The sequence below is a fragment of the Rhodophyticola sp. genome, assembly GCF_965284195.1.
Taxonomy (GTDB): domain Bacteria; phylum Pseudomonadota; class Alphaproteobacteria; order Rhodobacterales; family Rhodobacteraceae; genus Rhodophyticola.
In genome coordinates this window covers 195,337-218,478 of record NZ_CBDIRM010000001.1, presented here as the reverse complement: position 1 = coordinate 218,478, position 23,142 = coordinate 195,337, and the positions used below count along the sequence as shown (strand labels likewise).

The following is a 23,142-nucleotide window of genomic DNA, read 5'->3' as shown; positions in this document are numbered from 1 at the left end:
CATGAACGCCCCCACCGAGATGACCCATGAAGAGGTGTTGCGCGTGAAGCTTGAAGTGCTGCGCCGGCAGCATCGCGATCTGGATGACGCGATTGCGGCCCTGTCCGAACGCGCCATGCCCGACCAGCTGACGCTGAAGCGGCTGAAAAAGCAGAAGCTGGCGCTCAAAGACCGGATTGCCCGGATCGAGGATGAACTCACCCCCGACATCATCGCCTGAGGCGTGGGCCAAAAAGGTGAAACCGGGGGCAGACCATCTTGCACGTAAAATCAAAAAGATAGAGCATCGCACCGAACTCAGATGACGAAACCGATGCACCGGGCCCGCACCACGGCCGGCATCGCGCTCTCAGATCCGCCGAAGGGGCCTTTACGATCATGGATGACATCCAAATTGGCATCATCATGGGCAGCCAGTCGGACTGGCCCACCATGCGGGAGGCCGCCGATATTCTCGACACGCTAGGCGTGGGCCATGAGGTTCGCATCGTCTCCGCCCATCGCACGCCCGAGCGGCTTTGGGAATATGGGGCGACCGCCGTGGACAGGGGGCTGAAAGTGATCATCGCGGGTGCGGGCGGCGCGGCCCATCTGCCGGGCATGATGGCGTCCAAGACCCGACTGCCGGTGATCGGCGTCCCGGTGCAGACCAAAGCGCTCTCGGGCGTCGACAGTCTTTATTCGATCCTGCAAATGCCGCGCGGCTATCCCGTCGCGACCATGGCGATCGGTGCCGGTGGTGCAGCGAATGCGGGGCTGATGGCCGCGGAAATCCTCGCGCTGTCGGACCCGGCCCTTGCCGCGCGTCTCGACGACTGGCGCGCGTCCCTGTCCGCCTCCATTCCCGAGACACCGCAAGATGACTGAACCGCTCCCGCAAGGCAGCACCGTCGGCATTCTGGGGGGCGGCCAACTGGGCCGGATGCTCGCCATGGCCGCCGCACGTCTGGGATACAAGGCCCATATCTACGAACCCGGCGCGGCCCCCGCCGCGGATGTGGCCGCCGCCTGGACCAAGGCCGCCTATGACGATATCGACGCGCTCCGCGTGTTTGCGGCCTCCTGCGATGTCGTCAGCTTCGAGTTCGAGAATATTCCTGCCTCCGCGCTCGATCACCTTGCCCGCGATGCCGCATTGTACCCCGACCGGCGCGCACTGGAGGTCAGCCAGGACCGGCTGGCGGAAAAGACCTTCCTGACCGGTCTGGGGCTCCGCACCGCGCCCTTCGCACCCGTCGGGATCGCCGCAGATCTGCCCGAGGCGCTTGCAGTCACCGGCACGCCCGCCATCCTGAAGACCCGCCGCTTCGGCTATGACGGCAAGGGGCAGGCGCGGATCGCCACCCCCGATCAGGCCGAAGGCGCCATGGCCACCTTCAACGGCGCGCCCGCGATTGCCGAAGGCTTCGTTGCCTTCAGCCGCGAAATCTCCGTCATCGCCGCGCGCGGGCTCGATGGCAGCATCGCGGCCTATGACCCGGGCGAGAATGTGCATCAGGACGGCATCCTCGCCACCACGACGGTCCCAGCCGCGATTCCGGCCAGCCTCAAGACCGATGCGATCCTGATCGCCTCGCGCATCCTGAATGCGCTTGAGTATACCGGTGTTCTGGGTGTGGAGCTTTTCGTGACGCCCGACGGCCTCGTGGTGAACGAGATCGCTCCGCGCGTGCACAATTCCGGCCATTGGACCCAGGCCGGATGCGCCGTCGATCAGTTCGAGCAGCATATCCGCGCGATCACCGGCTGGCCGCTTGGCGACGGCGCGCGGCACGCCAATGTCGTGATGGAAAACCTGATCGGCGACCAGATCGACGAGGGCCGCCGACATGCGGCGGAGCCCGGCACCCAGATCCATCTCTACGGCAAGGCCGAAACCCGCCCGGGCCGCAAAATGGGCCATGTCAACCGTGTGACAGGCCCGGCCTGAGCCCCGCCGATACACCGTCCGCGGCTACTCCACAAACCCTTCGATCGCGTCGAAGATGTCCATGTCGTGATCGAAGGCGCCGGTTTCGAGAAATGTGATCACCTCGGCGATCACAAGCGGGTTGTTCATCATGAATGTATGGGTCACCGGCAGCACGATATGGTCGCTCATCCCGGCCACGCGGGTACTGGACACAGCGACCTTTCCGTCATCCGCCCCTTCGATCAGGGCGGAATAGACCGGGTTCAGGGTCCGGTCGCCCGCGATCACACCAAGCTCGAAATCCACCGATGGCAACCGGTTCGGCAGGGCGTCCTCGCCGGTTCCCAGTTGCATGCCCGACGGGCCGTTCAGCCATTCGAAAGGCTCCAGTTCGCCCAATACGTCCACCAGCTCCGAGCCGCTATTCGGCGGCGCCAGCATCACCACCCGCCCCAGCCGGACGGGCCGGTGCCGCGACAGCCAGTAGCGCACCAGAATGCCGCCCATGGAATGGGTGACGAAATGCACCTTGTCGGCCCCGCACCGCGCCATGGCCGGCAGGATCGTGACAGGTGCAAGCTCCGAGATCGAGGCGCGGGTCGACGGGTAGCTCTGGTTGACCACCTGATATCCCGCGGCTTCCAGCGCCTCCTCCATCACCGCAAGGGACGCGGCCCCGCGCGCCAGCCCATGCAGCAGCACCACGCATTCCGCCCGCGCCGGGGCCGCGGACAGAAGGAACAGTACCAGAAGGGCAACCAGAACACGCATGTGCGTAATCTAGGCATGAACGGACGCCACTGCGAGTATGGAAATTGCGCCTCTTGCATCGCCGTTGCGTCACGGGGCACCATCGCGGCGATGTCAACGCGCCGCCCCCGCCTTGCCGTTCGCGGCCTGCTTCTTCTGGATAACCGGCTCTTGCTGGTGAATGCGTGGCGTGACGGGTCGGATCTGTGGTGCGCGCCGGGCGGCGGGGTGGAGCCCGGCACATCGCTTCCGGCAAATCTGGTCCGCGAGTTTCACGAGGAAACCGGGCTGGCGGTCCGCGTCGGCGCGCCCTGTCTGGTCAATGAATTCCACGATCCCGCGGGCGATTTTCATCAGGTCGATATCTATTTTCACGTCACCTATGAAGCAGGCCAGCTCTCCGATGGCTGGATCGACCCCGAAGGCGTTGTGAACAAGCGCCGTCTGGTCGCCCGGGACGAGCTTGCGGGTCTGCGCGTGAAACCCGACAGCCTCGCCGATGCCGTCTGGGGGCAAAGCCTGCTCTACGATCCGCTGGAGCCGATCCTGCGCTGAAACAGCCCATAGGCGATCCCGCCCAGAACCAGCGCGCTTGCCGCCACGAGCCGCAAGGTGATCTCTTCACCCAGAAGCAGCATGCCCCCGACGATGGCGATCACCGGCACGGTCAGTTGCACCAGCCCGCCGACAGACGCACCAAGCCGGGGCAGAACGCTATACCAGAGCGCATAGCCAAGCCCCGATGTGATCGCGCCCGCCACAATCGCCAGCGAAATGCCGGTCGCCGCGGTGCTCACGGCATCAGGCTCGGCGGGCCAGAGCAGCACCGGCAGCCCACAGAGCGGCACCGCCAGAAGGAAATTCGCGGCCGTGTCGGATAGCGGGTCCTGCGCCTTGCGTCCGGCAAGGGAATAGAGGCCCCAGCCCAGCCCGGCCACGGCCATCGCCGCGGCGGCGACACCGGGCACCGTGACCGCGCCTGCCGGCCAGATCAGCCATGCCAGCCCGACAAGCGCCAGACCTGCCCCGATCCAACGCCGCAGCGGCGGCTTATCTCCGCCGATCACGCCGCCTGCAAACATGGTGATCTGCACGACACCGAAAAGGATCAGCGCGCCAAGTCCCGCATCCAGCCGGGTGTAGGCAACCGAAAAGCCGAGAAGATAGAGGCTGAGCCAGATCGCGCCCGCGATCCGGCCGCGCGCCAGCAGCGGCAGCGCCCCGCCCCGGAACAGAACCAGCGCGCATAACATGGCCGCCCCCGCCACGACGCGGATCAGGGAAAACTCCAGCGCGCCGATGTGCCCGCCCCCGACCGCCAGACGGTTCAGGATCGAATTGGCCGCGAAAGCGATCATGACAAGCGTCGTCAGAACGCCCAGACGCAGAACCGGGCTCATGCATCACCGCCGATCAACCGGTGGGCCAGCAGACCGGACAGATAGGCGATCTGCCCGTTCGCGATGGTGCCCGCGATGCGCTTGGTCGCGGTTTCGACGATCACCAGATCGGCCCGCTGACCGGCGGCCAGATCGCCGCGGTCGTTCAACCCCATCATCCGCGCCGGGTTGGTGGAGATCAGCGCCCAGGCCTCCGCCAGAGGCAGGCCCGTTTCCGCCAGCCGGAAGGCCGATTGGGCCAGTGCCGGGTAATGATAATCCGAGGCCAGCGCGCTCACCGCCCCCATCTCGATCAGCGCCGCCGCCGAGACGCCGCGGGCGTGGCTGCCGCCGCGCAGGGCATTCGGCGCGCCCATGACCACCGGGTCGCCCGCCGCCTGTGCCGCCATCGCGGCGGCTTCGCTGGTCGGGAATTCGGAGATATCGACGCCAAGGCCGCGATACCAGGCGCGGGTTTCCGCATCATGATCATCATGGCTGCCAAGGATCACATCGCGGTTTTTCAGATCCGCGGCCAAAGCGGCAAGCCGTGTGCGGGCCACAGGCATCTCCGCATGCAGGCGCTGCATCAGCGCCAGATGATCGGCGGGCGACCGGCGGGATTTGAGCGCCTGCCCCTCCAGCCGGGGCGGGCGCTTGCGGGCGGCCAGAGCCTCGTGCGGCAGATGATCGTTCAAGACCACATAGCCGATCCCGTAGCGCGCAATCAGGTCGCTGGCCGCTTCGAACGCATCGTGACAGCCAAGCTCCAGCCGCAACTGCACCCGTATGTCCGGCATGGCCCCGTAGCGTTCGAGCGCCGCGCAGAGGGTGGCGGCGAAGTCGGGGCTGCGCATGCCGCCCTCCCAGCTCCAGAATTGCGCCAGCCACGCGGTGGTGATCCCGTTGGCGGAAAGCTCCGCCTCCACCGCGGCAAGGCCCGCGCGCGGATCGGTGACCACCCCGCGCCGGGGGGCCAGATGCCGCTCGAACGCATCTCCATGGATATCGACGATACCCGGCAGGATCAGATATCCCGACAGATCCACCTCGCGCCCGCCATCGGTCGCGATCCGCCCGTTGCAGAGACTGATCGGATCGGTGTCGAGACCACCCGACCGCAGCACGGTGGCATTCACAAGGCGAAGAGGCGTCAGCGTCATGAACCGCGTGGTGCGCCATTTCGCGCCGAATGAAAACCCCGCCTAGCCGTCCTGATACGCGCGCGTGATCAGGGCGGCCACATCGGCATCGGCAAGCCCGGCGTCGATGCCGCGATCCACCACATCGCGCGCAACCTCCAATACCGGGGTCGCCACGCCCATGTCGCGCGCAACCCTCAGGAACACATCCGCGTCCTTCCGAACTCCTGCAATCGAGAAGCCGACCTCCGTATCCTGCCCCAGGATCTTCGGGAGCCGCGCCTTGAACATGTCGCAGGCCGCGGGGCCGCCCGCCAGAATGTCCATCGTCCTTTCAAGTGTCAGCCCGGCCCGCTTGGCCAGCTTCGTCATTTCGGTCAGGCTGGCGAAATATCCCTGCAACATCGCGTTGTTGATGGTTTTCATCGCCATGCCCGCGCCAAGCGGTCCGACATGGAACACCCGCCCGGCGATCACCTCGGCCACGGGACGGAACCGGGCTGCATCCGCATCGGCACCGCCCATGAAAAAGCCGGCCGTTCGCGCGCGGACCATCTCGGGCCCGCCAGAAATCGGCGCATCCACCGCCCGCCCCCCGGCCGCCGCGATCTCCTCCGCGCGCGATTGCAGAACGATCGGGCTCACCGTGCTGGTATCGACGATCAGCTTGCCGTTCAGATCCGCCAGCAGCAATTGCCCGATCACCGCATCCACGGCCGCATCGTCAAAAAGGCTGAGCACCAGAATGTCGGACGATGCCGCCAGCGCGTTCAGGTCTTCGGCGACGGCGATGCCCAAACCGGCCGCGCGGTCGGGGGTGATGCCGCTCCGCGTCCATCCGGTGACGGCTCGCCCTGCCCCCAACAAGGCCTCGGCCATCGCGCTGCCCATCCGGCCCAATCCTATGACACCGATCTTGTCCATGTTACGATCTCCCATTTCCCAAGCGTTCCTGCCATGGAACCGGTTTTCACGAAACCGCCTTTCCCGGAAGGAGGACAGGATGACCGATCCCGAAAGGCTTTACGAGCGGCTGGCGACGGCCTGTCTAGCCGGGCCGCACGTTTCGAAGGGAAAGATGCTCGCATCCGAGGCCCTGCGCATTGACGGCAAAAGTTTCGCCTATCTGTCGGAAGCCGAGCTGGTGCTGAAGCTGCCCGAACCGATTGCGGCGGGCCTGGTGACCGAGGCGAGGGCCACCCCCCTGCAGGTTGGCAAACGCATGATGCGCGATTGGGTCGTGATCCCTGCTGCGGATACGGATCGTTGGGAAAGCCTGATGGGTGACGCGATGGATCTCGTCGGGGGCGGCGGCAAGGCATGAAAAAGGGGCGCCCGACCGGGCGCCCCTTAGATTTTCGGCGATGTCTTCCCCTTTCGGCAGCTTTTCGGTCCGAAAAGCTGCCGGTTGGGTGCGGTCGAATTTCCCTTGGGAAATTCGTATCTTACATCATGCCGCCCATGCCGCCCATGTCGGGCATGCCACCGCCGGCGCCTGCGCCCTCTTTGGCGGGCTTGTCGGCAACCATGGCTTCCGTGGTGATCAGCAGCGACGCGACCGAGGCCGCATCTTCCAGCGCGGTACGCACCACCTTGGCCGGGTCGATCACGCCGAACTTGAACATGTCGCCATATTCTTCGGTCTGCGCGTTGAAGCCGAAGGTCGCGTCGTCGCTTTCGCGGATCTTGCCTGCCACGACCGAGCCGTCCACGCCGGAGTTTTCGGCGATCTGGCGCAGCGGAGCTTCCAGAGCCTTGCGGACGATCTGGATACCCGCGTTCTGGTCGGCATTGACGCCTTCCAGCCCGGCAAGCGACTTGGCGCCCTGAACCAGCGCCACGCCACCGCCCACAACGATGCCTTCCTGAACGGCGGCACGGGTTGCGTTCAGGGCGTCATCGACGCGATCCTTGCGCTCTTTCACTTCCACTTCGGTCATGCCGCCCACGCGGATGACGGCAACGCCGCCGGCCAGCTTGGCCACACGTTCCTGCAGCTTCTCGCGGTCGTAGTCCGAGGTGGTTTCCTCGATCTGCTGGCGGATCTGCGACACCCGCGCCTCGATCTCGGCCTTCTCGCCGTGACCGTCGACAATGGTGGTCTCGTCCTTGGTGATCGAGATACGCTTGGCCGAGCCCAGCATATCCATGGTCACGTTTTCCAGCTTCATGCCCAGATCTTCGGAGATCACCTGACCGCCGGTCAGGATCGCGATATCCTGCAGCATGGCCTTGCGGCGATCGCCGAAGCCCGGTGCCTTGACGGCCGCGATTTTCAGGCCGCCGCGCAGCTTGTTGACCACGAGAGTGGCCAACGCTTCGCCTTCCACGTCTTCTGCGATGATCAGCAGCGGCTTGCCCGACTTGGATGACGGTTTCCAGAAGCGGAACCATCGGCTGCAGGGACGAGAGTTTCTTCTCGTGAAGCAGGACCATGCAGTCCTCAAGCTCGGCAATCATCTTGTCCGGGTTGGTCACGAAATAGGGCGACAGGTAACCGCGGTCGAACTGCATGCCTTCGACGACCTCGGTCTCGGTCTCAAGGCCCTTGTTCTCTTCTACGGTGATCACGCCGTCATTGCCGACCTTCTGCATCGCGTCGGCGATCTGGCGGCCGATTTCGGCCTCGCCATTGGCCGAAATGGTGCCGACCTGCGCAACCTCGTCGCTGTCGGCGACTTCGCGGGCGGAGTTCTTGATCTGCTCGATGACCTTCGCCACGGCCAGATCGATGCCGCGCTTCAGATCCATCGGGTTCATGCCGGCGGCAACGGATTTCATGCCTTCGCGGATGATGGCCTGGGCCAGCACGGTCGCGGTGGTGGTGCCGTCGCCGGCTTCGTCATTGGTGCGGCTGGCGACTTCTTTCACCATCTGCGCGCCCATGTTCTCGAACTTGTCTTCCAGTTCGATTTCCTTGGCGACGGTGACGCCGTCCTTGGTGATGCGGGGCGCCCCGAAGGACTTTTCGATCACCACGTTGCGGCCCTTGGGGCCGAGGGTGACTTTTACCGCATCTGCCAGCGTGTTCACGCCCTTGAGCATGCGGTTGCGGGCGTCGGTATCAAACTTGACGTCTTTAGCAGCCATGATGTGCTCCTATCTCTGATTGGAATTGGAAGGGCGATCTCAGGCGATGATGCCGAGGATGTCGCTTTCCTTCATGATCAACAGCTCCTTGCCGTCGACGGTGACTTCGGTGCCCGACCATTTGCCGAACAGAATCTTGTCGCCTTCCTTGACGTCCATGGCGATCCGGTCGCCATCTTCATCCTTGGCGCCCGCGCCCACGGCGACGACCTTGCCCTCGGCAGGTTTCTCTTTGGCGCTGTCGGGGATGATCAGCCCGCCTGCGGTTTTCTCGTCGCTTTCGACGCGTTCGACCAACACACGGTCATGCAGCGGTGTGAATGCCATCTGCGAACACTCCTTCGGTTCGTTGTTTCTCCCATGGCGTTAGCACTCACCCGTGGCGAGTGATAACGGACCGGAGATAGGCAAAGACCCGGCCGCTGTCAACACGGCTTGGCCAGAGATTTTGCGAGAGATTTTCCGGCCGACCCGGGCAAGCCCGGCAACCCAGGATATCCGGCATGGAAGCGCCCCGGGGCGCGGCTTGTATCACCCGCCCCCCACCGGGCTCCGACACCCCGATATCGGCGACCGTCCGGGCGATGCACCGGCGCAAAGATATGGCCGCCCGTGACACCCTGCCCCGCCTTCATTACGTGACAACGCAAATCGCCACCGTTACAAGGGCGGCGATTTTCCCTGACCTCATCTGTCGAGACCCGAACCCATGACCACCCTCGTTTTCGGCCACAAATCCCCCGACACCGATTCCACCGGCTCTCCGATCATCTGGGCCTGGTATCTTTCCAGCGTGAAAGGGACGCCCGCCGAAGCACGTCTCCTTGGGGAACCCAATACCGAAGCGGCCTTCATGCTGAACCATTGGGATCTGGAGAAACCCGAGATCATCGAGACGGTCGAGGCGGGCACACCGGTCGTCATCGTCGACACCAACAACCCCGCCGAGCTGCCCCAAGGCATCAACGACACCGATATCACCGCGATTATCGACCATCACAAGCTGGTCGGCGGGCTGGAGACCAAGGGACCCATCGACATCCGTATCGAACCGGTCGCCTGCACCGCCACGATCATGTGGAAAATGATCGGCGACGACATGGCTCAGGCGCCGAAGGCGATCAAGGGCGCGATGCTGTCCTGCATTCTCAGCGATACGCTGGAATTCCGCAGCCCGACCACCACGCAGGAAGACACCGCCATCGCCCATGCTCTGGCCGAGGATCTGGGCGTCGACATTCCCGCCTATGCCGCCGAGATGTTCGCCGCGAAATCCGATGTCTCCGCCTTCTCGGATGCCGAATTGCTGCGGATGGACAGCAAGGAATACGAGGTCGGCGGCAAATCCTTCCGCGTGAGCGTTCTGGAAACCACCTCGCCCGAAACAGTGCTGTCGCGCAAAGCCGATCTGATGGAGACCATGCCGCTGGTTGCCGAGGAGGATGGCGTCGATCAGGTGCTGCTTTTCGTCGTCGACATCCTGAACGAGGAAAGCACCATGCTGATCCCCAACGCGCTGACCAAGCAACTGGCCGAGGCGAGCTTTGCCACAGCCTGCGGCGATGCCGACACAGTCGTTCTGCCGGGCGTTGTCAGCCGCAAGAAACAGATCATCCCAAACCTCAAACTCTGAACCATCGGCCAAAACCGGCTGAGCGAGGGGCTGCCGATGGTGGCCCCTTGCCGTGTCCGAGCTTGTCTGCAACGGTCCATGCGGGACCAAGGCATTATGACCACACACCGCATGACCCGCTTTCCAAAACCGCTGAAACCGGCTCTGCCTGTCTGGGCGATTTCCCCGTCTGGCCGCGCCGACACCGGTCGCCCAGGTTCGGGGCAGCGGCTGGCACCCCCGGCAAACGGCCCGACCGTGACGGCGCCCGATCTCTCTCCCGTTCAAAACGCTCCCTTCGGCGCACCGCGCCAGACCGGGCCGATCATCATGCGCCGGGATAACGCCGATCGCATTAACCCATGACCGCGCCCGAACCCGGGAAGCGGTGTAGAAAAGCGGTCACGAACCACCACAAGAACGACACACACCATCGGAGGACACTGCCATGCCCATCTATCTCAACCGCCGCACCTTTCTGGGCACCACCGCCAGTTTCATCGCGCTGCACCCGTTTTCCGCCCATGCGCAGGCGGGTCAGGCGCATCTGCGGATCATGGAGACGACCGATCTGCACGTGCATGTCTTTCCTTACGATTACTATGGCGACCGGCCCGTCGACACGGTCGGCCTGGCCCGCACCGCGGCGCTGATCCAGTCGGTCCGTGATGAGTCCACAAATTCGCTCCTGCTCGATAATGGCGACTTCCTGCAGGGCAATCCGATGGGCGATTACATCGCCTATGAGCGCGGCATGGCCGAGGGCGACATGCACCCCGTCATCGCCGCGATGAACACGCTCGGCTTCGACGGCTCGACGCTTGGCAACCATGAGTTCAATTACGGGCTGAGCTTCCTGATGAACTCGCTGGCCGGCGCGGGCTTTCCGATGATCTGCGCCAATGTGGCCACCGAAATGGGCGCAAGCCCGACCGGGGATACCACGCTGGTCCCGCCCTACGTGATCCTTGATCGCCAGATCACCGATGGCGCGGGGGAAACCCACCCGATCCGGATCGGCCTGATCGGCTTTGTCCCGCCGCAGATCATGACTTGGGACCGCCGCCATCTGGAAGGCAATGTGATGGCGCGCGACATCGTGGAAACCGCCCGGGCCTATGTTCCTCAGATGAAGGAAGACGGGGCCGAACTGATCATCGCGCTGTCGCATTCCGGCATCGGCGCGGCGGATCATACGGACGGCATGGAAAACGCCTCCGTCCCGCTCGCCGCCATCGACGGGATCGACGCGATCCTGACCGGCCATCACCATCGGGTCTTCCCGGGTCCCGATTATGCCGACACGCCCGGCGTCGATGCGGGTGCAGGCACGATCATGGGCAAGCCGGCCACGATGGGCGGGTTCTGGGGCAGCCATATGGGGCTGGTCGATCTGATGCTGGAGCGGGACGGCAACAGCTGGCGCATCGTCAGCCACATGTCCGAAGCCCGCCCGATCTCCCGGCGCGAGGAAGACCGCTCGATCACCGCCCTAGTGGAAAGCGTGCCCTCGGTGCTGGCCGCCGCTCAGGCGGACCATGACGCAACGCTTGAATATGTCCGTCGCGCCGTCGGCGAAACCACCGCACCGCTGCATTCCTATTTCGCGCTGGTGGCCGATGATCCATCGGTCCAGATCGTTTCCAACGCGCAAACCTGGTATATCGAGCAGATGATGGCGGGGACCGAGCATGCAGGCCTGCCGATCCTGTCCGCCGCGGCTCCGTTCAAGGCCGGCGGGCGCGGCGGCCCGGAGTATTTCACCGATGTGCCGACGGGCGATATCGCCATCCGAAACGTGGCCGATCTGTACCTTTATCCCAACACCGTCCGCGCGGTGCGCATAACCGGCGCGCAGGTGCAGGACTGGCTTGAACGCTCCGCCGGCATGTTCAACCAGATCGAGCCGGGCACGGCGGATCAGGTGCTGCTGAACCCGGATTTCCCGTCGTACAATTTCGATGTCATCGACGGCGTGGAGTATCAGATCGACCTGTCCCAGCCCTCCCGCTACGACCGGGACGGCAATGTGGTGAACGAAGGCGCCCAACGGATCGTCAATCTGACCCATGATGGCCAGCCCGTTGATCCCGAACAGGAATTCATCGTCGCCACCAACAATTACCGGGCCGGCGGCGGTGGCAACTTCCCCGGGGCCTCGCCGGAGACGACAATCTTCGAAGGGCCGGACACCAATCGGGACGTGATCGTGCGCTATATCGTCGAGCAGGGCACGATCAACCCGGCCGCCGATGCCAACTGGTCCTTCGCGCCGATGCCCGGAACGACGGTTCTGTTCGACACCGGCCCCGCGGCCAGCGCCTATGCGGACACCGTGCCGGGCGTGACGATCGAACCCGCGGGAGAGGGGCCTGACGGGTTCGCGCGCTACCGCATCTCGCTCTGAGCGCCATGGGCCGGGCGGTTCTGGCCGCCCTGCCCTATCCCGTCCCCCGATGGGCGGCGATGGCCTTGCGCGTCAGCGTCACCAGCGCCACGCGTTCCTCGTCGGACAAGCCGGTCAGGATCTCGGCATTGACGGCACTCGCCGCTTCGGTCGCCGGGCCATGCAGCGCCCGCGCCTTTTCGGTCAGCCAGATCCGTTGCACCCGCGCATCCGCCTGGTCCTTCCTGCGGATGATCAACCCGTCGCGTTCCATCCGGTTGAGCGTGTTGGCCATGGTCGCCTGTTCGATATCCAGACGCGCGATCAGATCCTTCTGGGTCAGCCCGTCGGTTTCCCACAACTCCAGCAGCGCGGGGAAGTTGCCCGGGCTCAGGCCAAGCGGCCCGATCCGTGCCGTCAGGCCGCGTGCGAAAAGCCGCGACAGGTGATTGGTCAGGTATCCGGCCGACTGGGTTTTTCTGAACCGCATGCCGGCATACATGCACTTGCATAGCACGCTATGCAATATTATATAGCTTGCTATACAAATGATCGATGGAGACCTCCCATGACCAAAATCCTGCATCCCCTCGCCGGGATCACGGCGTTTCTGATCATCCTCGGTTTCTGGGTCTCGACACTGGCTGTCGAACTCTTCGGGCCGCAAAGCGCCATCGTCGCGGTAAAGACCACGATCCCCTGGCTGTTTGTGATCCTGATCCCGGCGCTGGCGACCGTCGGGGCCACCGGCTTCATCCGGACCAAGGGGCGTGGCGGGCGCGTGATCGATGCCAAGAAGCGCCGCATGCCCTTCATCGCGGCCAACGGGCTGCTGGTTCTGGTGCCGGCGGCGCTATTTCTGGCCTCCCGCGCCAGTGCGGGGATTTTCGACACGGGCTTCTATGTCGTTCAGGGCGTGGAACTGCTTGCCGGTGCGGTCAACCTCACGCTTCTGGGGCTCAGCATGCGCGACGGCTTCCGACTGACCGGGCGGTTCCGGCGCCGCCGGACGGTGCGTTAGCCCCCGAATTGACCCTTTTGCACCGGCGTTCCCGGGCGTATGGAAGGGCGCGGCCGATTTGGCCGTGCCCAACCATTCGAAAGCCCGCATGACCCGTATCATTTCCAGTTTCGCCGAAATCTCCGCCCGCTACGATGCGCTGTTTTGCGATCTCTGGGGCTGCGTCCATGACGGGCTGCGGGCCTTCCCCGACGCGGTCGCCGCGTTGCAGGCCTATCGCGCCCAGGGCGGCACCGTGGTGCTGCTGACCAACGCGCCCAGACCGCGGGCGGGCGTGGAAGCGCAGATCGAAAAGCTCGGCGTCCCCCGCGACGCCTGGGATGTGATCGCAACCTCCGGGGACAGTGCCCGCGCGGCGATGCTGCGCGGTGTTGTCGGTCGGCAGGTCTATTTCATCGGCGAAGACCGGGATCAGACGTTTTTTGCCCCCATGGAACTGGTCGAGGATGCGGTCGAGATCACGCAGGTGCCGCTTCGCGAGGCCGAAGGGATCGTCTGCACGGGGCCGTTCGACCCGATGGCCGATCCGGCCGTCTATCGCTCCGATTTCCTCTATGCCAAGACAAAGGGACTGAAGCTGCTCTGCGCCAATCCCGATATCGTCGTGGACAGGGGCGACACGCGCGAATGGTGTGCCGGCGCTCTGGCGAAGCTCTATTCCGAGATGGGGGGCGAGAGCCTTTACTTCGGCAAACCGCATCCCCCGATCTACGATCTGGCGCGGCGGCGCCTGCAACAGATCGGCAAGCTTGCAGGGGATGAGCGTATCCTCGCCGTGGGCGACGGCATCAGCACCGACATCCAGGGCGGGATGGGCGAAAACATCGACACGCTTTTCATCACCGGCGGGCTGGCCCGGGCCGAAACCGGCACCGACACGCAGCCGGATCCCGACAAACTGGCGCAATTCCTGGCCGAGGCGCAGATCGGTCCCAGCTATGCGATCGGCTTCCTGAGATAACACAAGCGCAACAAAGTTACAAAATATGTCCCACAAAGGGTCACATTGTTACTTCTGCGTTGCAGCATAGCTCGATCTGCGGTATGTCGCCATCACAATGACCGATGGACCGGATGACATGCTCGACAATATGCCCCGCGGTACGATCTGCATCGAAGATATCGAGATCGGGATGACCCGCAGCCTGACGAAAATGGTGACGGATCGGGATATCGCGCTGTTTGCCGAGGTCTCCACCGATCACAACCCGGTGCATCTGGACGACGACTATGCGCGGGACACGATTTTCGAAGGGCGCATTGCGCATGGCATGCTGACCGCCGGTCTCATTTCCGCAGTCATTGGAGAGCAACTGCCGGGCCATGGCACCGTGTATCTGGGGCAAAGCCTGAAATTCATGGCGCCGGTTCGCCCGGGCGACTTGGTTCGCGCCGAGGTCGAGGTGACGCAGATCGATTTCGCCAGGCGCCGGGTCACGATGGACACGCATTGCGCCGTGGATGGCCGGGTTGTGCTGAAGGGGGAGGCGGTCGTTCTGGCCCCATCCCGGAAATTCGACTGAAAACAGATTGCGGAAAACTCCGGATCTGCCGGTTTTTCCAACCTGTCATCTGCTCAGACCCCATCTTGCCCTTCCCGCGCCGCAGGGCTAATCCCCCCTTATGCGGACGGTGCGCGATTATCAGTATGTCTCAGCCGATGACCGGGGCGCCTCCGTCGCGATCGGTAATTTCGATGGTGTGCATCTGGGTCATCAATACGTGATCGATCTGGCGCGGGGCCACGACGCCCCGCTCGGCGTTCTGACCTTCGAGCCGCATCCGCGGGAATTCTTCGCCCCCGAGGCCCCGCCCTTTCGGCTGATGAACGCGGAGGCCCGCGAGAACCGCTTGCAGAAGCTGGGGGTGGATCTGCTCTATGAGCTGTCCTTCAACCGCGCGCTTGCGACCCTAGAGGCGGAAACCTTCGCGCGCGAGGTGCTGGCGGAGGGGTTGGGCCTGTCCCACGTGGTTGTTGGCGCGGATTTCTGTTTCGGCAAGGGCCGCGCCGGAAATGCCCGGGCATTGCAGGAGTTCGGCGCGCGCTACGGGTTTGACGTGACCATCGCGGAGATCATGCAAGGGGAACTTGGCGCCGTCTCCTCGACGAATATCCGCAACGCGCTCACCGATGGGCGCCCGCGCGATGCCGCCGCGATGCTGGGTCACTGGCACCGGATCGAGGGCCCCGTGCTCCACGGCGAAAAACGCGGCCGTGAACTGGGATATCCCACGGCGAACATGTCGCTCGCCGGCCTGCATGTGCCGAAACTGGGCGTTTACGCGGTTCTGATCGACGTGCTGGATGGCGCGTATCGGGGCACCTATCACGGGGTCGCCTCGCTTGGTGTGCGCCCCATGTTTGGCGGAGAGACACCCAATCTTGAAAGCCATCTCTTTGATTTCAAGGGAGATCTCTACGGGGCGGATCTGTCCGTGGGCCTTATCGACTTTCTGCGCCCTGAGGAAAACTTCGACGGGATCGACACCCTGATCACACAGATGGATGCCGACAGCGCCCGCGCGCGCGGCATTCTGGCCGCCCTGTGAGACAGCGGTTCTGGGACCGTGTGCCGATGCACAAGATGACCCCCGAGGAGTGGGAGGCCCTGTGCGATGGTTGCGGCAAGTGCTGCCTGAACAAGCTGGAAGACGAAGACACGGGCGAGGTTGCCCTGACCCGCGTCGCCTGCCGGTTGCTGGACGATCAAAGCTGTCGCTGCGGCCAGTACGAGATCCGCAAGACGCTGGTCCCGGACTGTATCCGCCTGACACCGCAGACGATGGGGGATGTGGCCTATTTCATGCCGGAAACCTGCGCCTATCGGCTGCTTCATGAAGGCAAGCCGCTTTACTGGTGGCACCATCTGATCTCGGGCGATCCCGAAACGGTGCATGAGGCGGGCATTTCGATACGCGGCATCACGGTGCCGGAGTTCGAGGTGCCGGAAGAAGACTGGGAAGACTATATCATCGAGGAGCCGGGCAGATGAACTTCGCCTCGGACAATGCAGGGCCCGCAGCGCCCGAGATCATGGCAGCCGTGATCGCGGCGAATGAGGGATCGGCCATGCCTTATGGCAATGACCCGGTCCGGGACGGCGCGATTCAGAAGATCCGCGATTTGTTCGAGGCGCCCGAGGCCTCGGTGCATCTGGTCGCAACGGGCACCGCGGCCAACGCGTTGGCCCTGTCGGTCCTGGCCCGCCCTTGGGAGGCGATTTTCTGTCATCGCGCTGCCCATATCGAGGCGGATGAATGCGGCGCGCCGGAATTCTACACCGGCGGCGCGAAGCTGGCGCTGGTGGAAGGCGTCGGCGCCAAGATGACGCCCGAGGCGCTGCGAAAGGCGATCCACGCTAAGGGTGGCGGCGACGTGCATTCCGTACAGCGCGGGCCGGTCTCCATCACCCAGATCACCGAGGAGGGCGCGGTCTACGCCCTGCCGGAGATCGAGGCCCTGAGCGACGTGGCCCGCGAATTCGGTCTGCAGCTCCATCTGGACGGTGCGCGGTTTGCCAATGCCTGCGCCACACTTGGTTGCACACCAGCAGAGATGACGTGGAAGGCGGGCGTGGATGCGGTGAGCTTCGGGGGCACGAAAAACGGCTGCCTCGGTGTGGAAGCGGTCGTGATCTTCGATCAGTCGAGTGCGTGGGAGCTGGAATTGCGCCGCAAACGCGGCGGGCATCTGTTTTCCAAGCACAGGTACCTGTCGGCCCAGATGGAAGCCTACATCACCGACGGCTTGTGGCTTCGGCTGGCCCAAAGCGCCAATGCCCGCTGCGCCGAACTGGCGGAGGGGTTGCGCGGACTGCCGGGCGCGTCCTTCATGGAAGAGCCCCGGGGCAATCTCGTCTTCGTCCATCTGCCGCGCGCGGCCCATGCCCGCGCCATGGCGGCGGGGGCGAAATACTATCTGTTCGGCGAGGATCAGGCGCTTGACGGCGATCCCGAGACGCCGATCCTGTGCCGGCTGGTTTGTGACTGGTCCTGCACCTCCGAAAAGGTCCAGTCGCTTCTGGCGCTGTTCCGCGGTGTCTAGCCGCGCCTGATATGCGCCGCGATTTCAGCGGCAACCGGGCCGGGATGGGTGATCGGCAGCATATGACCTGCGCGTGCGATCCGGGCCCTGTAACTCCGGGCAATGCTCGCGGCCAGACGGTCCAGAATATCCTCCACCACCGGCGGGGATGCATCGCCGGACATCAGCAGGACGGGCGCGGTCACCTGCCCCAGACGCGGCAACAGCCCGGCGCTGTCATGATGCAGCGCGCGGTGACTGGCCGCGATCAGCGGCATGCGCGCGGACATATAGGCTTGCTGCGCCTGGGGCAGATCGTCATAGGCGGTGCCGCCGCCCCAATCCTTCAGAAACACTCTCGCCGCTGCGACCAGATCCGCATCCGACCCAGGCAGATCCTCCTCCCCTTGATCGGCGGACGTCGCCCTTGCGGCGTCTTGCGCATCTTGCGCCACGGCCGCGAACAGCACCGGTTCGATCAGCGTCAGGGTCCGCACGCACGCGGGATGCCGTTCTGCCAGACGCAGCGCGATCGTCGCGCCGAAGCTGTGGCCGATCATATGGCAGGGCGCATCCGGCAGAAGCCCCTCGACATGCGCGGTCGTCTGGTCGTGGAGATCCTGGCTCCGGTCCCAATCCGGGGCCCGTCCGTGGCCGATCAGATCCGGCGCGGTCATCGTCATCCGATCGGAAAGAGCCCTGGCCACGCCATCCCATGCGCCGGAATGCGCCAGCGAGCAATGCAGCAGCAGGGCCGGCTCCGGCCCCTGCCCCCATGTCCGGACGTCTCCGCTCAAAGCTTGCCGGCGAGATACAGATCCAGGTCTTCCAGCCTGTCCTGTCCCCAGAAATGCGCGGTTCCGTCGACCACGAAGAACGGGGCGCCGAACACGTTGTCGGCGACGGCGTCCTCCAGATTGCGGGCATATTCCTCGGCGCCCTGCAACATGCCGCTGTCGGCCAGCGCCGGATCGAACCCCGCCGCCGACAGGGCCGCGCGGATCACGTCATCCTCGGCGATGTTCTTTTCCCCCGCCCAGACCGCTGCGGTCAGTTCGGCCAGAAGCTTGCCCAGATCGCCGCCGCCGGCCTTTTGCGCGGCTATGAGCGCATAGGAGGACGGCGCGGGGTTGGTGGGCCAGAACGCAGGTTTCGGGTTCAGCGGGCGGCCCAGACGGCTGGCCCTCCGCACCATGTCCTGAAGGCGATAGGCCTGCCGGGAAGGGTGGCGATCCTTTGGCGGAAGCCCGCCTGTCCGGGCGAAAAGGGCCATGATATCCAGCGGCTTGTAGGTGAGCGTGGCGCCATGCCTGGCGGCGATCTCCTCCACCGTGCCGGAGGATAGATAGGTGAAAGGCGAGATTGTCGCGAAGTAGAAGTCGATATGGGCCATCGCTGCCTCCGGTTTTGGCTTTGCGCGGAGGGTAGCCGGATGCTAGGGGGTGTCAACGCATCAAAGGGCGGGAAAACTGCCCGAAACAAGGGACATCTGCCAATGCCAGCCACCGACCCCAAACTCATTTCCGGCAATGCCAATCGCAAGCTGGCAGACGCCATTGCAAGGCGGATGTCGATGCATCGGGGAATGCAGGTGGGGCTGGTCGATGCCCGGGTCGAGCGGTTCAACGATCAGGAGATCTTCGTCGAGGTCTACGAGAATGTCCGCGGCGAGGACATGTTCATCATCCAGCCGACCTCCAAGCCCGCGAATGACAACCTGATGGAACTGTTGATCATGGCCGATGCGCTGCGCCGCTCCTCGGCGTCCCGCATCACGGCCGTCATCCCCTATTTCGGTTATGCCCGGCAGGACCGGCGGACCAAGGCGCGCACCCCGATCAGCGCGAAGCTGGTCTCGAACCTGATCGCCGAAGGCGGCATCGAGCGGGTTCTGACGATGGATCTGCATGCCGCGCAGATCCAGGGCTTCTTCGACATTCCGGTGGACAATCTCTATGCCAGCCCGATCTTCGCGCTGGATATTCTGCACCAGTTTGGCGGCGACATGTCCGATGTGATGGTCGTATCCCCCGATGTGGGCGGCGTGGCGCGCGCCCGCGAACTGGCCCAACGGATCGGCGCCCCGCTGGCAATCGTGGACAAGCGCCGGGAAAAAGCCGGCGAAGTGGCCGAAATGACCGTGATCGGCGACGTAACGGAGAAGAAATGCGTGATCGTTGACGATATCTGCGACACCGCCGGTACGCTCTGCAAGGCCGCCGATGTTCTGTTGGGCGCGGGCGCGACCGAGGTTCACGCCTATACCACCCATGGCGTTCTGAGCGGGCCGGCCGTGGACCGGATCACCAATTCCGTCCTGAAATCTCTGGTCATCACCGATACGATCGAGGCGACATCGGAGGTGGCCGCCTGCAAGAACATCCGCATCTGCCCGACCGCCCCGATGTTCGCACAGGCGATCCTGAACATCTGGAATGGCACCAGCGTATCGTCCCTTTTCGATACGGACACGCTGATCCCGATCTACGAGGGGCTGTATCCGAACGGAATGTACGGGCGCTAGACGGCGTCTTTTCCGGGCCTCGACAGAAGAGGCCCGCGGAAACAATTCAGTTTCAAAGCCTTATGGCCTAGTAGAGCGTCCACTCATCCTCGCCGACGATCTCGCCGATGGCCATCCAGTCGGCTCGGACGCGCGCGATACGGCTGTCGCCCCAGGTCCGAAAAACGATCTCGAACCCTTCAAGCGTGATGTTCTCGGCCTTCAGATCGGCGCGCTGGTTGGTCCTGCCGTCGGTATCCCACATGCTGAACGCCAGATGGACCGCCGGAAGGGCTCTGAACGCTTCGGAGAACTTCGCGGCGAAGCGCGCCTCCCGCGGGCCCTCGCCCGTCCACATCTGGCCACCATCCTCGAAATCCGAGAACAGCAGTCGGGAGCCTTGATCGACCCCGATCAGATGGTTTCTGAGCCGTTTCATCGCCTGTCTTTCCTGCACGCCATCGACAGCCTAGGCGACCATACCGATGGCATAATGATTAAAAAAAGGAAAAATAGTGCAGATCCGGGTGTTAAGGCCCCGCCCGGACGGACCGGACGAGGCCAAGATGTTCGCCAACCCGTGGCTCAGCTGGCTTTGACCTGATCGCGCAATGCCGTCATGTCGGCCACCAGCTTGGCGGCGGTATCGGCGCCGGTATCGCTGGCTGCATCGCGTTTGGCCTCGGCCTCGGCAACCAGTTCCGCCATGATCTCGTCGGTGACTTCGGAAAGCGGCATGGCCTGCTCGGCAAGGATCGTGGTGGCCGGGCCGGACACATCCGCGAACCCGCCGGTGACGGCGAATTGCAACTTGCCATCCGCGCTTTCGACCGTCAGCACGCCGGGGCGCAGCGTCGTGATCGTCGGCGCGTGATCCGTCATGGCGGTCATATCGCCATCGGCACCGGGGATCTGCACGGAGCTTGCCTGCACCGAAGCCAGACGGCGTTCGGGCGAGACAAGATCGAACTGCATCATATCGGCCATATCGGCCCCTCCTTACGCGGCGTCTGCGGCCATTTTTTCGGCTTTGGCGACCACATCCTCAATGCCGCCCACCATGTAGAACGCGGCTTCCGGCAGGTGATCGTATTCACCGGAAACCACCGCCTTGAACGATGCGATGGTGTCTTCCAGCGGCACCTGCACGCCGGGGAAACCGGTGAACACCTGCGCCACGTCGAAGGGCTGGCTCAGGAAGCGCTGGATTTTCCGGGCGCGGGCCACGGTCAGCTTGTCCTCTTCGGAGAGCTCATCCATGCCGAGGATCGCGATGATATCCTGCAGCGACTTGTAACGTTGAAGGATGCCCTGCACTTCGAAGGCCACGTTGTAATGCTCCTCGCCCACAACGGCGGGGTCCATCAGGCGCGACGTGGAATCGAGCGGGTCCACGGCCGGATAAATGCCGAGTTCCGAGATCGCACGGGACAGAACGGTGGTGGCGTCGAGATGGGCGAAGGATGTGGCGGGCGCCGGGTCGGTCAGGTCGTCCGCAGGCACATAGATCGCCTGCACCGAGGTGATCGAGCCCTTCTTGGTGGAGGTGATCCGCTCCTGCATCTGGCCCATGTCGGTGGCCAGCGTCGGCTGATACCCCACGGCCGAAGGGATCCGACCCAGAAGCGCCGATACCTCGGACCCCGCCTGCGTGAAGCGGAAGATGTTGTCGACGAAGAACAGAACATCGGTGCCCGAACTGTCGCGGAAGGATTCCGCCATCGTCAGGCCCGACAGCGCAACCCGCATCCGCGCACCCGGCGGCTCGTTCATCTGGCCATAAACCAGCGCCACCTTGGATTTGGTCAGGTCATCGGCGTTGATGACCCCGGATTCGATGAATTCGTAATAGAGGTCGTTGCCCTCGCGGGTCCGCTCCCCCACACCGGCGAAAACCGAATAGCCCGAGTGCACCTTGGCGATGTTGTTGATCAGTTCCTGGATCAGAACGGTCTTGCCGACCCCCGCCCCGCCGAACAGGCCGATCTTGCCGCCCTTGGCGTAGGGCGCCAGCAGGTCGATCACCTTGATACCGGTCACAAGGATCTCGGAGGCGGTGGATTGTTCAATGAATTCCGGTGCTTCAGCATGGATCGAGCGGGTTTCCTCGGCGCCGATCGGGCCCTTTTCGTCCACCGGATCGCCGACCACGTTCATGATCCGGCCCAGTGTGGCGTCGCCGACCGGCACGCTGATCGGGCCATCGGTGTCGGTCACTTCCTGCCCGCGGACGAGCCCCTCGGTGGCATCCATCGCGATCGCGCGCACGGTGTTTTCACCGAGGTGCTGCGCCACTTCGAGGACAAGCTTCTTGCCGTTGTTGTCTGTTTCAAGCGCGTTCAGGATCTCCGGCAGGTGATCGTCGAAATGAACGTCCACGACGGCGCCGATGACCTGGGTCACTTTGCCTTTTGCGTTTGCCATGTGGTTGTCTCCAGCGTTGTCGTTAGAGCGCCTCGGCGCCCGAAATAATCTCGATCAGTTCATTGGTGATGACCGCCTGACGCGACCGGTTGAACTGGATGGTCAGCTTGTCGATCATCTCGCCCGCGTTGCGGGTCGCGTTGTCCATCGCGGACATCCGCGCGCCCTGCTCCGAGGCGGCATTTTCCAGCAGCGCGGTGAAAATCTGCGTGGCCACACCGCGCGGCAGCAGATCCTCCAGAACCGCCTGTTCGGAAGGTTCGTAGTCGTAGAGCGTGCTGTCGGCGCCGTCTTGGGACGCGTCGAACACCGCCGGGATCACCTGCCGTTCGGTCGGAACCTGGCTGATGACGGACTCGAAACGCCCGTAGTAAATCGTGGCCACGTCGAATTCACCGCCATCGAAACGGCCCAGAACATCGGCCGCGATCTTGGCCGCATCCGCATAGCCCACGCGCTTCACATCGGTCAGGTCGACATGGCCGACCATGTGATCGGCATAATCGCGCTTGAGCTGATCCCGGCCCTTCTTGCCGACGGTGAGGATCTTCACCGTCTTGCCCTGGCCCAGCAACTCGATGATGCGGGTCCGCGCCAGCCGGACGATCGAGGAGTTGAACCCGCCGCACAGCCCGCGCTCGGAGGTCATCACAACCACCATATGGGTCTGGTCCTGCCCGGTTCCCGCCAGAAGCCTCGGCGCGCCTTCGGCATTGCCGACCGATGCGGCCAGCCCGCTCATCACGTCTTCCATCTTCTCGGCATAGGGGCGCGCCATCTCCGCCGCTTCCTGCGCCCGGCGCAGTTTTGCGGCGGCGACCATTTGCATCGCCTTGGTGATCTTGCGGGTCGATTTGACCGACTCGATCCGGTTTTTTAAGTCCTTGAGACTTGGCATG

At 64.1% G+C, this 23,142-nt stretch carries 26 protein-coding genes and 1 pseudogene; 14 read left to right on the top strand and 13 right to left on the bottom strand.

The features are described from left to right. The first annotated feature begins 1 nt into the window (after position 1). The 3 genes from ACQ651_RS01170 to ACQ651_RS01160 all read left to right on the top strand — a co-directional run bounded on the left by ACQ651_RS01170 (position 2) and on the right by ACQ651_RS01160 (position 1,930). Positions 2–220: a YdcH family protein gene (locus ACQ651_RS01170; RefSeq protein WP_121896850.1), complete on the top strand. Its 219-nt coding sequence runs from the start codon at positions 2–4 to the stop codon at positions 218–220. A 158-nt stretch (positions 221–378) separates the two neighbouring features. Next, positions 379–867, top strand: coding sequence for a 5-(carboxyamino)imidazole ribonucleotide mutase (purE, locus tag ACQ651_RS01165; RefSeq protein ID WP_227284229.1), 489 nt, complete (start codon positions 379–381; stop codon positions 865–867). Further along, complete coding sequence (locus ACQ651_RS01160) at positions 860–1,930, top strand: 5-(carboxyamino)imidazole ribonucleotide synthase (RefSeq protein ID WP_430447929.1); 1,071 nt, start codon at positions 860–862, stop codon at positions 1,928–1,930. Before purE ends, ACQ651_RS01160 begins: the two co-directional genes overlap by 8 nt. 24 nt (positions 1,931–1,954) lie before the next feature. On the opposite strand, the gene ACQ651_RS01155 is transcribed toward ACQ651_RS01160, so the two are convergent. Next, complete coding sequence (locus ACQ651_RS01155) at positions 1,955–2,683, bottom strand: alpha/beta fold hydrolase (RefSeq protein ID WP_227284231.1); 729 nt, start codon at positions 2,681–2,683, stop codon at positions 1,955–1,957. A gap of 90 nt (positions 2,684–2,773) precedes the next feature. Here ACQ651_RS01155 and ACQ651_RS01150 point away from each other — a divergent pair, with 90 nt between their 5' ends. Next, positions 2,774–3,217 (top strand): NUDIX domain-containing protein, encoded by a 444-nt coding sequence (locus ACQ651_RS01150; protein ID WP_227284232.1) that lies wholly within the window; start codon positions 2,774–2,776, stop codon positions 3,215–3,217. Here ACQ651_RS01150 and ACQ651_RS01145 read toward each other — a convergent pair. Genes ACQ651_RS01145 through ACQ651_RS01135 form a run of 3 tightly spaced genes read right to left on the bottom strand, consistent with a single transcriptional unit; the run spans position 3,187 to position 6,185 of the window. After that, a complete protein-coding gene (locus tag ACQ651_RS01145; RefSeq protein WP_430447928.1) occupies positions 3,187–4,062 on the bottom strand; it encodes a DMT family transporter in 876 nt (291 codons plus the stop codon). The two genes, ACQ651_RS01150 and ACQ651_RS01145, sit on opposite strands and share 31 nt — an antisense overlap. Next, entirely contained in the window at positions 4,059–5,204 is a 1,146-nt protein-coding gene (locus tag ACQ651_RS01140; protein WP_430447926.1) for an alpha-D-ribose 1-methylphosphonate 5-triphosphate diphosphatase, read from the bottom strand. The genes ACQ651_RS01145 and ACQ651_RS01140 overlap by 4 nt, the downstream gene beginning before the upstream one ends. 42 nt (positions 5,205–5,246) lie before the next feature. Next, a complete protein-coding gene (locus ACQ651_RS01135; protein WP_430450291.1) occupies positions 5,247–6,185 on the bottom strand; it encodes an NAD(P)-dependent oxidoreductase in 939 nt (312 codons plus the stop codon). A gap of 1 nt (position 6,186) precedes the next feature. Here ACQ651_RS01135 and ACQ651_RS01130 point away from each other — a divergent pair, with 1 nt between their 5' ends. Then, on the top strand, positions 6,187–6,507 hold the full coding sequence (locus tag ACQ651_RS01130) for a hypothetical protein (protein WP_430447925.1): 321 nt from the start codon (positions 6,187–6,189) through the stop codon (positions 6,505–6,507). A 121-nt stretch (positions 6,508–6,628) separates the two neighbouring features. On the opposite strand, the pseudogene groL reads toward ACQ651_RS01130, so the two are convergent. Further along, a pseudogene (gene groL / locus ACQ651_RS01125) lies at positions 6,629–8,273 on the bottom strand (chaperonin GroEL). 39 nt (positions 8,274–8,312) lie between these two features. Beyond that, positions 8,313–8,600 carry a co-chaperone GroES gene (gene groES / locus ACQ651_RS01120; RefSeq protein WP_121896680.1) on the bottom strand — a complete coding sequence of 96 codons (288 nt, stop codon included), beginning with the start codon at positions 8,598–8,600 and terminating at the stop codon, positions 8,313–8,315. Positions 8,601–8,982: 382 nt separating this feature from the next. Between groES and ACQ651_RS01115 the strand changes: the two genes are divergently transcribed. Both ACQ651_RS01115 and ACQ651_RS01110 read left to right on the top strand, forming a co-directional pair. Continuing rightward, positions 8,983–9,906 (top strand): manganese-dependent inorganic pyrophosphatase, encoded by a 924-nt coding sequence (locus ACQ651_RS01115; protein ID WP_430447924.1) that lies wholly within the window; start codon positions 8,983–8,985, stop codon positions 9,904–9,906. Positions 9,907–10,333: 427 nt separating this feature from the next. Beyond that, positions 10,334–12,292 carry a bifunctional 2',3'-cyclic-nucleotide 2'-phosphodiesterase/3'-nucleotidase gene (locus tag ACQ651_RS01110; protein WP_430447922.1) on the top strand — a complete coding sequence of 653 codons (1,959 nt, stop codon included), beginning with the start codon at positions 10,334–10,336 and terminating at the stop codon, positions 12,290–12,292. Between the two features lie 34 nt (positions 12,293–12,326). Here the strand turns inward: ACQ651_RS01110 and ACQ651_RS01105 are convergent, their stop codons facing one another. Beyond that, positions 12,327–12,761 (bottom strand): MarR family winged helix-turn-helix transcriptional regulator, encoded by a 435-nt coding sequence (locus ACQ651_RS01105; RefSeq protein ID WP_430447920.1) that lies wholly within the window; start codon positions 12,759–12,761, stop codon positions 12,327–12,329. A 78-nt stretch (positions 12,762–12,839) separates the two neighbouring features. Here ACQ651_RS01105 and ACQ651_RS01100 point away from each other — a divergent pair, with 78 nt between their 5' ends. The 6 genes from ACQ651_RS01100 (at position 12,840) to ACQ651_RS01075 (ending at position 17,337) form a co-directional block, all read left to right on the top strand. Continuing rightward, positions 12,840–13,292 carry a hypothetical protein gene (locus tag ACQ651_RS01100; protein ID WP_227284239.1) on the top strand — a complete coding sequence of 151 codons (453 nt, stop codon included), beginning with the start codon at positions 12,840–12,842 and terminating at the stop codon, positions 13,290–13,292. Between the two features lie 88 nt (positions 13,293–13,380). Continuing rightward, positions 13,381–14,253 (top strand): TIGR01459 family HAD-type hydrolase, encoded by an 873-nt coding sequence (locus ACQ651_RS01095; protein WP_430447919.1) that lies wholly within the window; start codon positions 13,381–13,383, stop codon positions 14,251–14,253. 118 nt (positions 14,254–14,371) lie between these two features. After that, positions 14,372–14,815 carry a MaoC family dehydratase gene (locus ACQ651_RS01090; RefSeq protein WP_227284601.1) on the top strand — a complete coding sequence of 148 codons (444 nt, stop codon included), beginning with the start codon at positions 14,372–14,374 and terminating at the stop codon, positions 14,813–14,815. A gap of 100 nt (positions 14,816–14,915) precedes the next feature. After that, positions 14,916–15,842, top strand: a complete 927-nt coding sequence (locus ACQ651_RS01085; RefSeq protein ID WP_375550503.1) for a bifunctional riboflavin kinase/FAD synthetase — start codon at positions 14,916–14,918, stop codon at positions 15,840–15,842. Continuing rightward, the gene (locus ACQ651_RS01080) at positions 15,839–16,285 is read left to right on the top strand and encodes a YcgN family cysteine cluster protein (RefSeq protein WP_227284242.1); all 447 of its coding nucleotides are present in this window, start codon (positions 15,839–15,841) and stop codon (positions 16,283–16,285) included. The genes ACQ651_RS01085 and ACQ651_RS01080 overlap by 4 nt, the downstream gene beginning before the upstream one ends. Next, positions 16,282–17,337, top strand: coding sequence for a threonine aldolase family protein (locus ACQ651_RS01075; RefSeq protein WP_430447918.1), 1,056 nt, complete (start codon positions 16,282–16,284; stop codon positions 17,335–17,337). Before ACQ651_RS01080 ends, ACQ651_RS01075 begins: the two co-directional genes overlap by 4 nt. Here the strand turns inward: ACQ651_RS01075 and ACQ651_RS01070 are convergent. Next, positions 17,334–18,113, bottom strand: a complete 780-nt coding sequence (locus ACQ651_RS01070; RefSeq protein WP_430447917.1) for an alpha/beta fold hydrolase — start codon at positions 18,111–18,113, stop codon at positions 17,334–17,336. The two genes, ACQ651_RS01075 and ACQ651_RS01070, sit on opposite strands and share 4 nt — an antisense overlap. Beyond that, positions 18,110–18,709, bottom strand: a complete 600-nt coding sequence (locus tag ACQ651_RS01065) for a 2-hydroxychromene-2-carboxylate isomerase (RefSeq protein WP_227284245.1) — start codon at positions 18,707–18,709, stop codon at positions 18,110–18,112. The genes ACQ651_RS01070 and ACQ651_RS01065 overlap by 4 nt, the downstream gene beginning before the upstream one ends. A 102-nt stretch (positions 18,710–18,811) precedes the next feature. Between ACQ651_RS01065 and ACQ651_RS01060 the strand changes: the two genes are divergently transcribed. Further along, positions 18,812–19,840, top strand: coding sequence for a ribose-phosphate pyrophosphokinase (locus tag ACQ651_RS01060; RefSeq protein WP_227284246.1), 1,029 nt, complete (start codon positions 18,812–18,814; stop codon positions 19,838–19,840). Positions 19,841–19,907: 67 nt separating this feature from the next. On the opposite strand, the gene ACQ651_RS01055 is transcribed toward ACQ651_RS01060, so the two are convergent. The 4 genes from ACQ651_RS01055 to ACQ651_RS01040 form a co-directional block, all read right to left on the bottom strand. Next, positions 19,908–20,258 carry an H-type lectin domain-containing protein gene (locus ACQ651_RS01055; protein ID WP_430447916.1) on the bottom strand — a complete coding sequence of 117 codons (351 nt, stop codon included), beginning with the start codon at positions 20,256–20,258 and terminating at the stop codon, positions 19,908–19,910. Between the two features lie 146 nt (positions 20,259–20,404). Beyond that, a complete protein-coding gene (locus ACQ651_RS01050; RefSeq protein WP_430447915.1) occupies positions 20,405–20,806 on the bottom strand; it encodes a F0F1 ATP synthase subunit epsilon in 402 nt (133 codons plus the stop codon). A gap of 12 nt (positions 20,807–20,818) precedes the next feature. Next, on the bottom strand, positions 20,819–22,243 hold the full coding sequence (gene atpD / locus ACQ651_RS01045; RefSeq protein ID WP_227284249.1) for a F0F1 ATP synthase subunit beta: 1,425 nt from the start codon (positions 22,241–22,243) through the stop codon (positions 20,819–20,821). Between the two features lie 22 nt (positions 22,244–22,265). Continuing rightward, the gene (locus ACQ651_RS01040; protein WP_430447914.1) at positions 22,266–23,141 is read right to left on the bottom strand and encodes a F0F1 ATP synthase subunit gamma; all 876 of its coding nucleotides are present in this window, start codon (positions 23,139–23,141) and stop codon (positions 22,266–22,268) included. Between the last annotated feature and the right edge of the window lies 1 nt (position 23,142).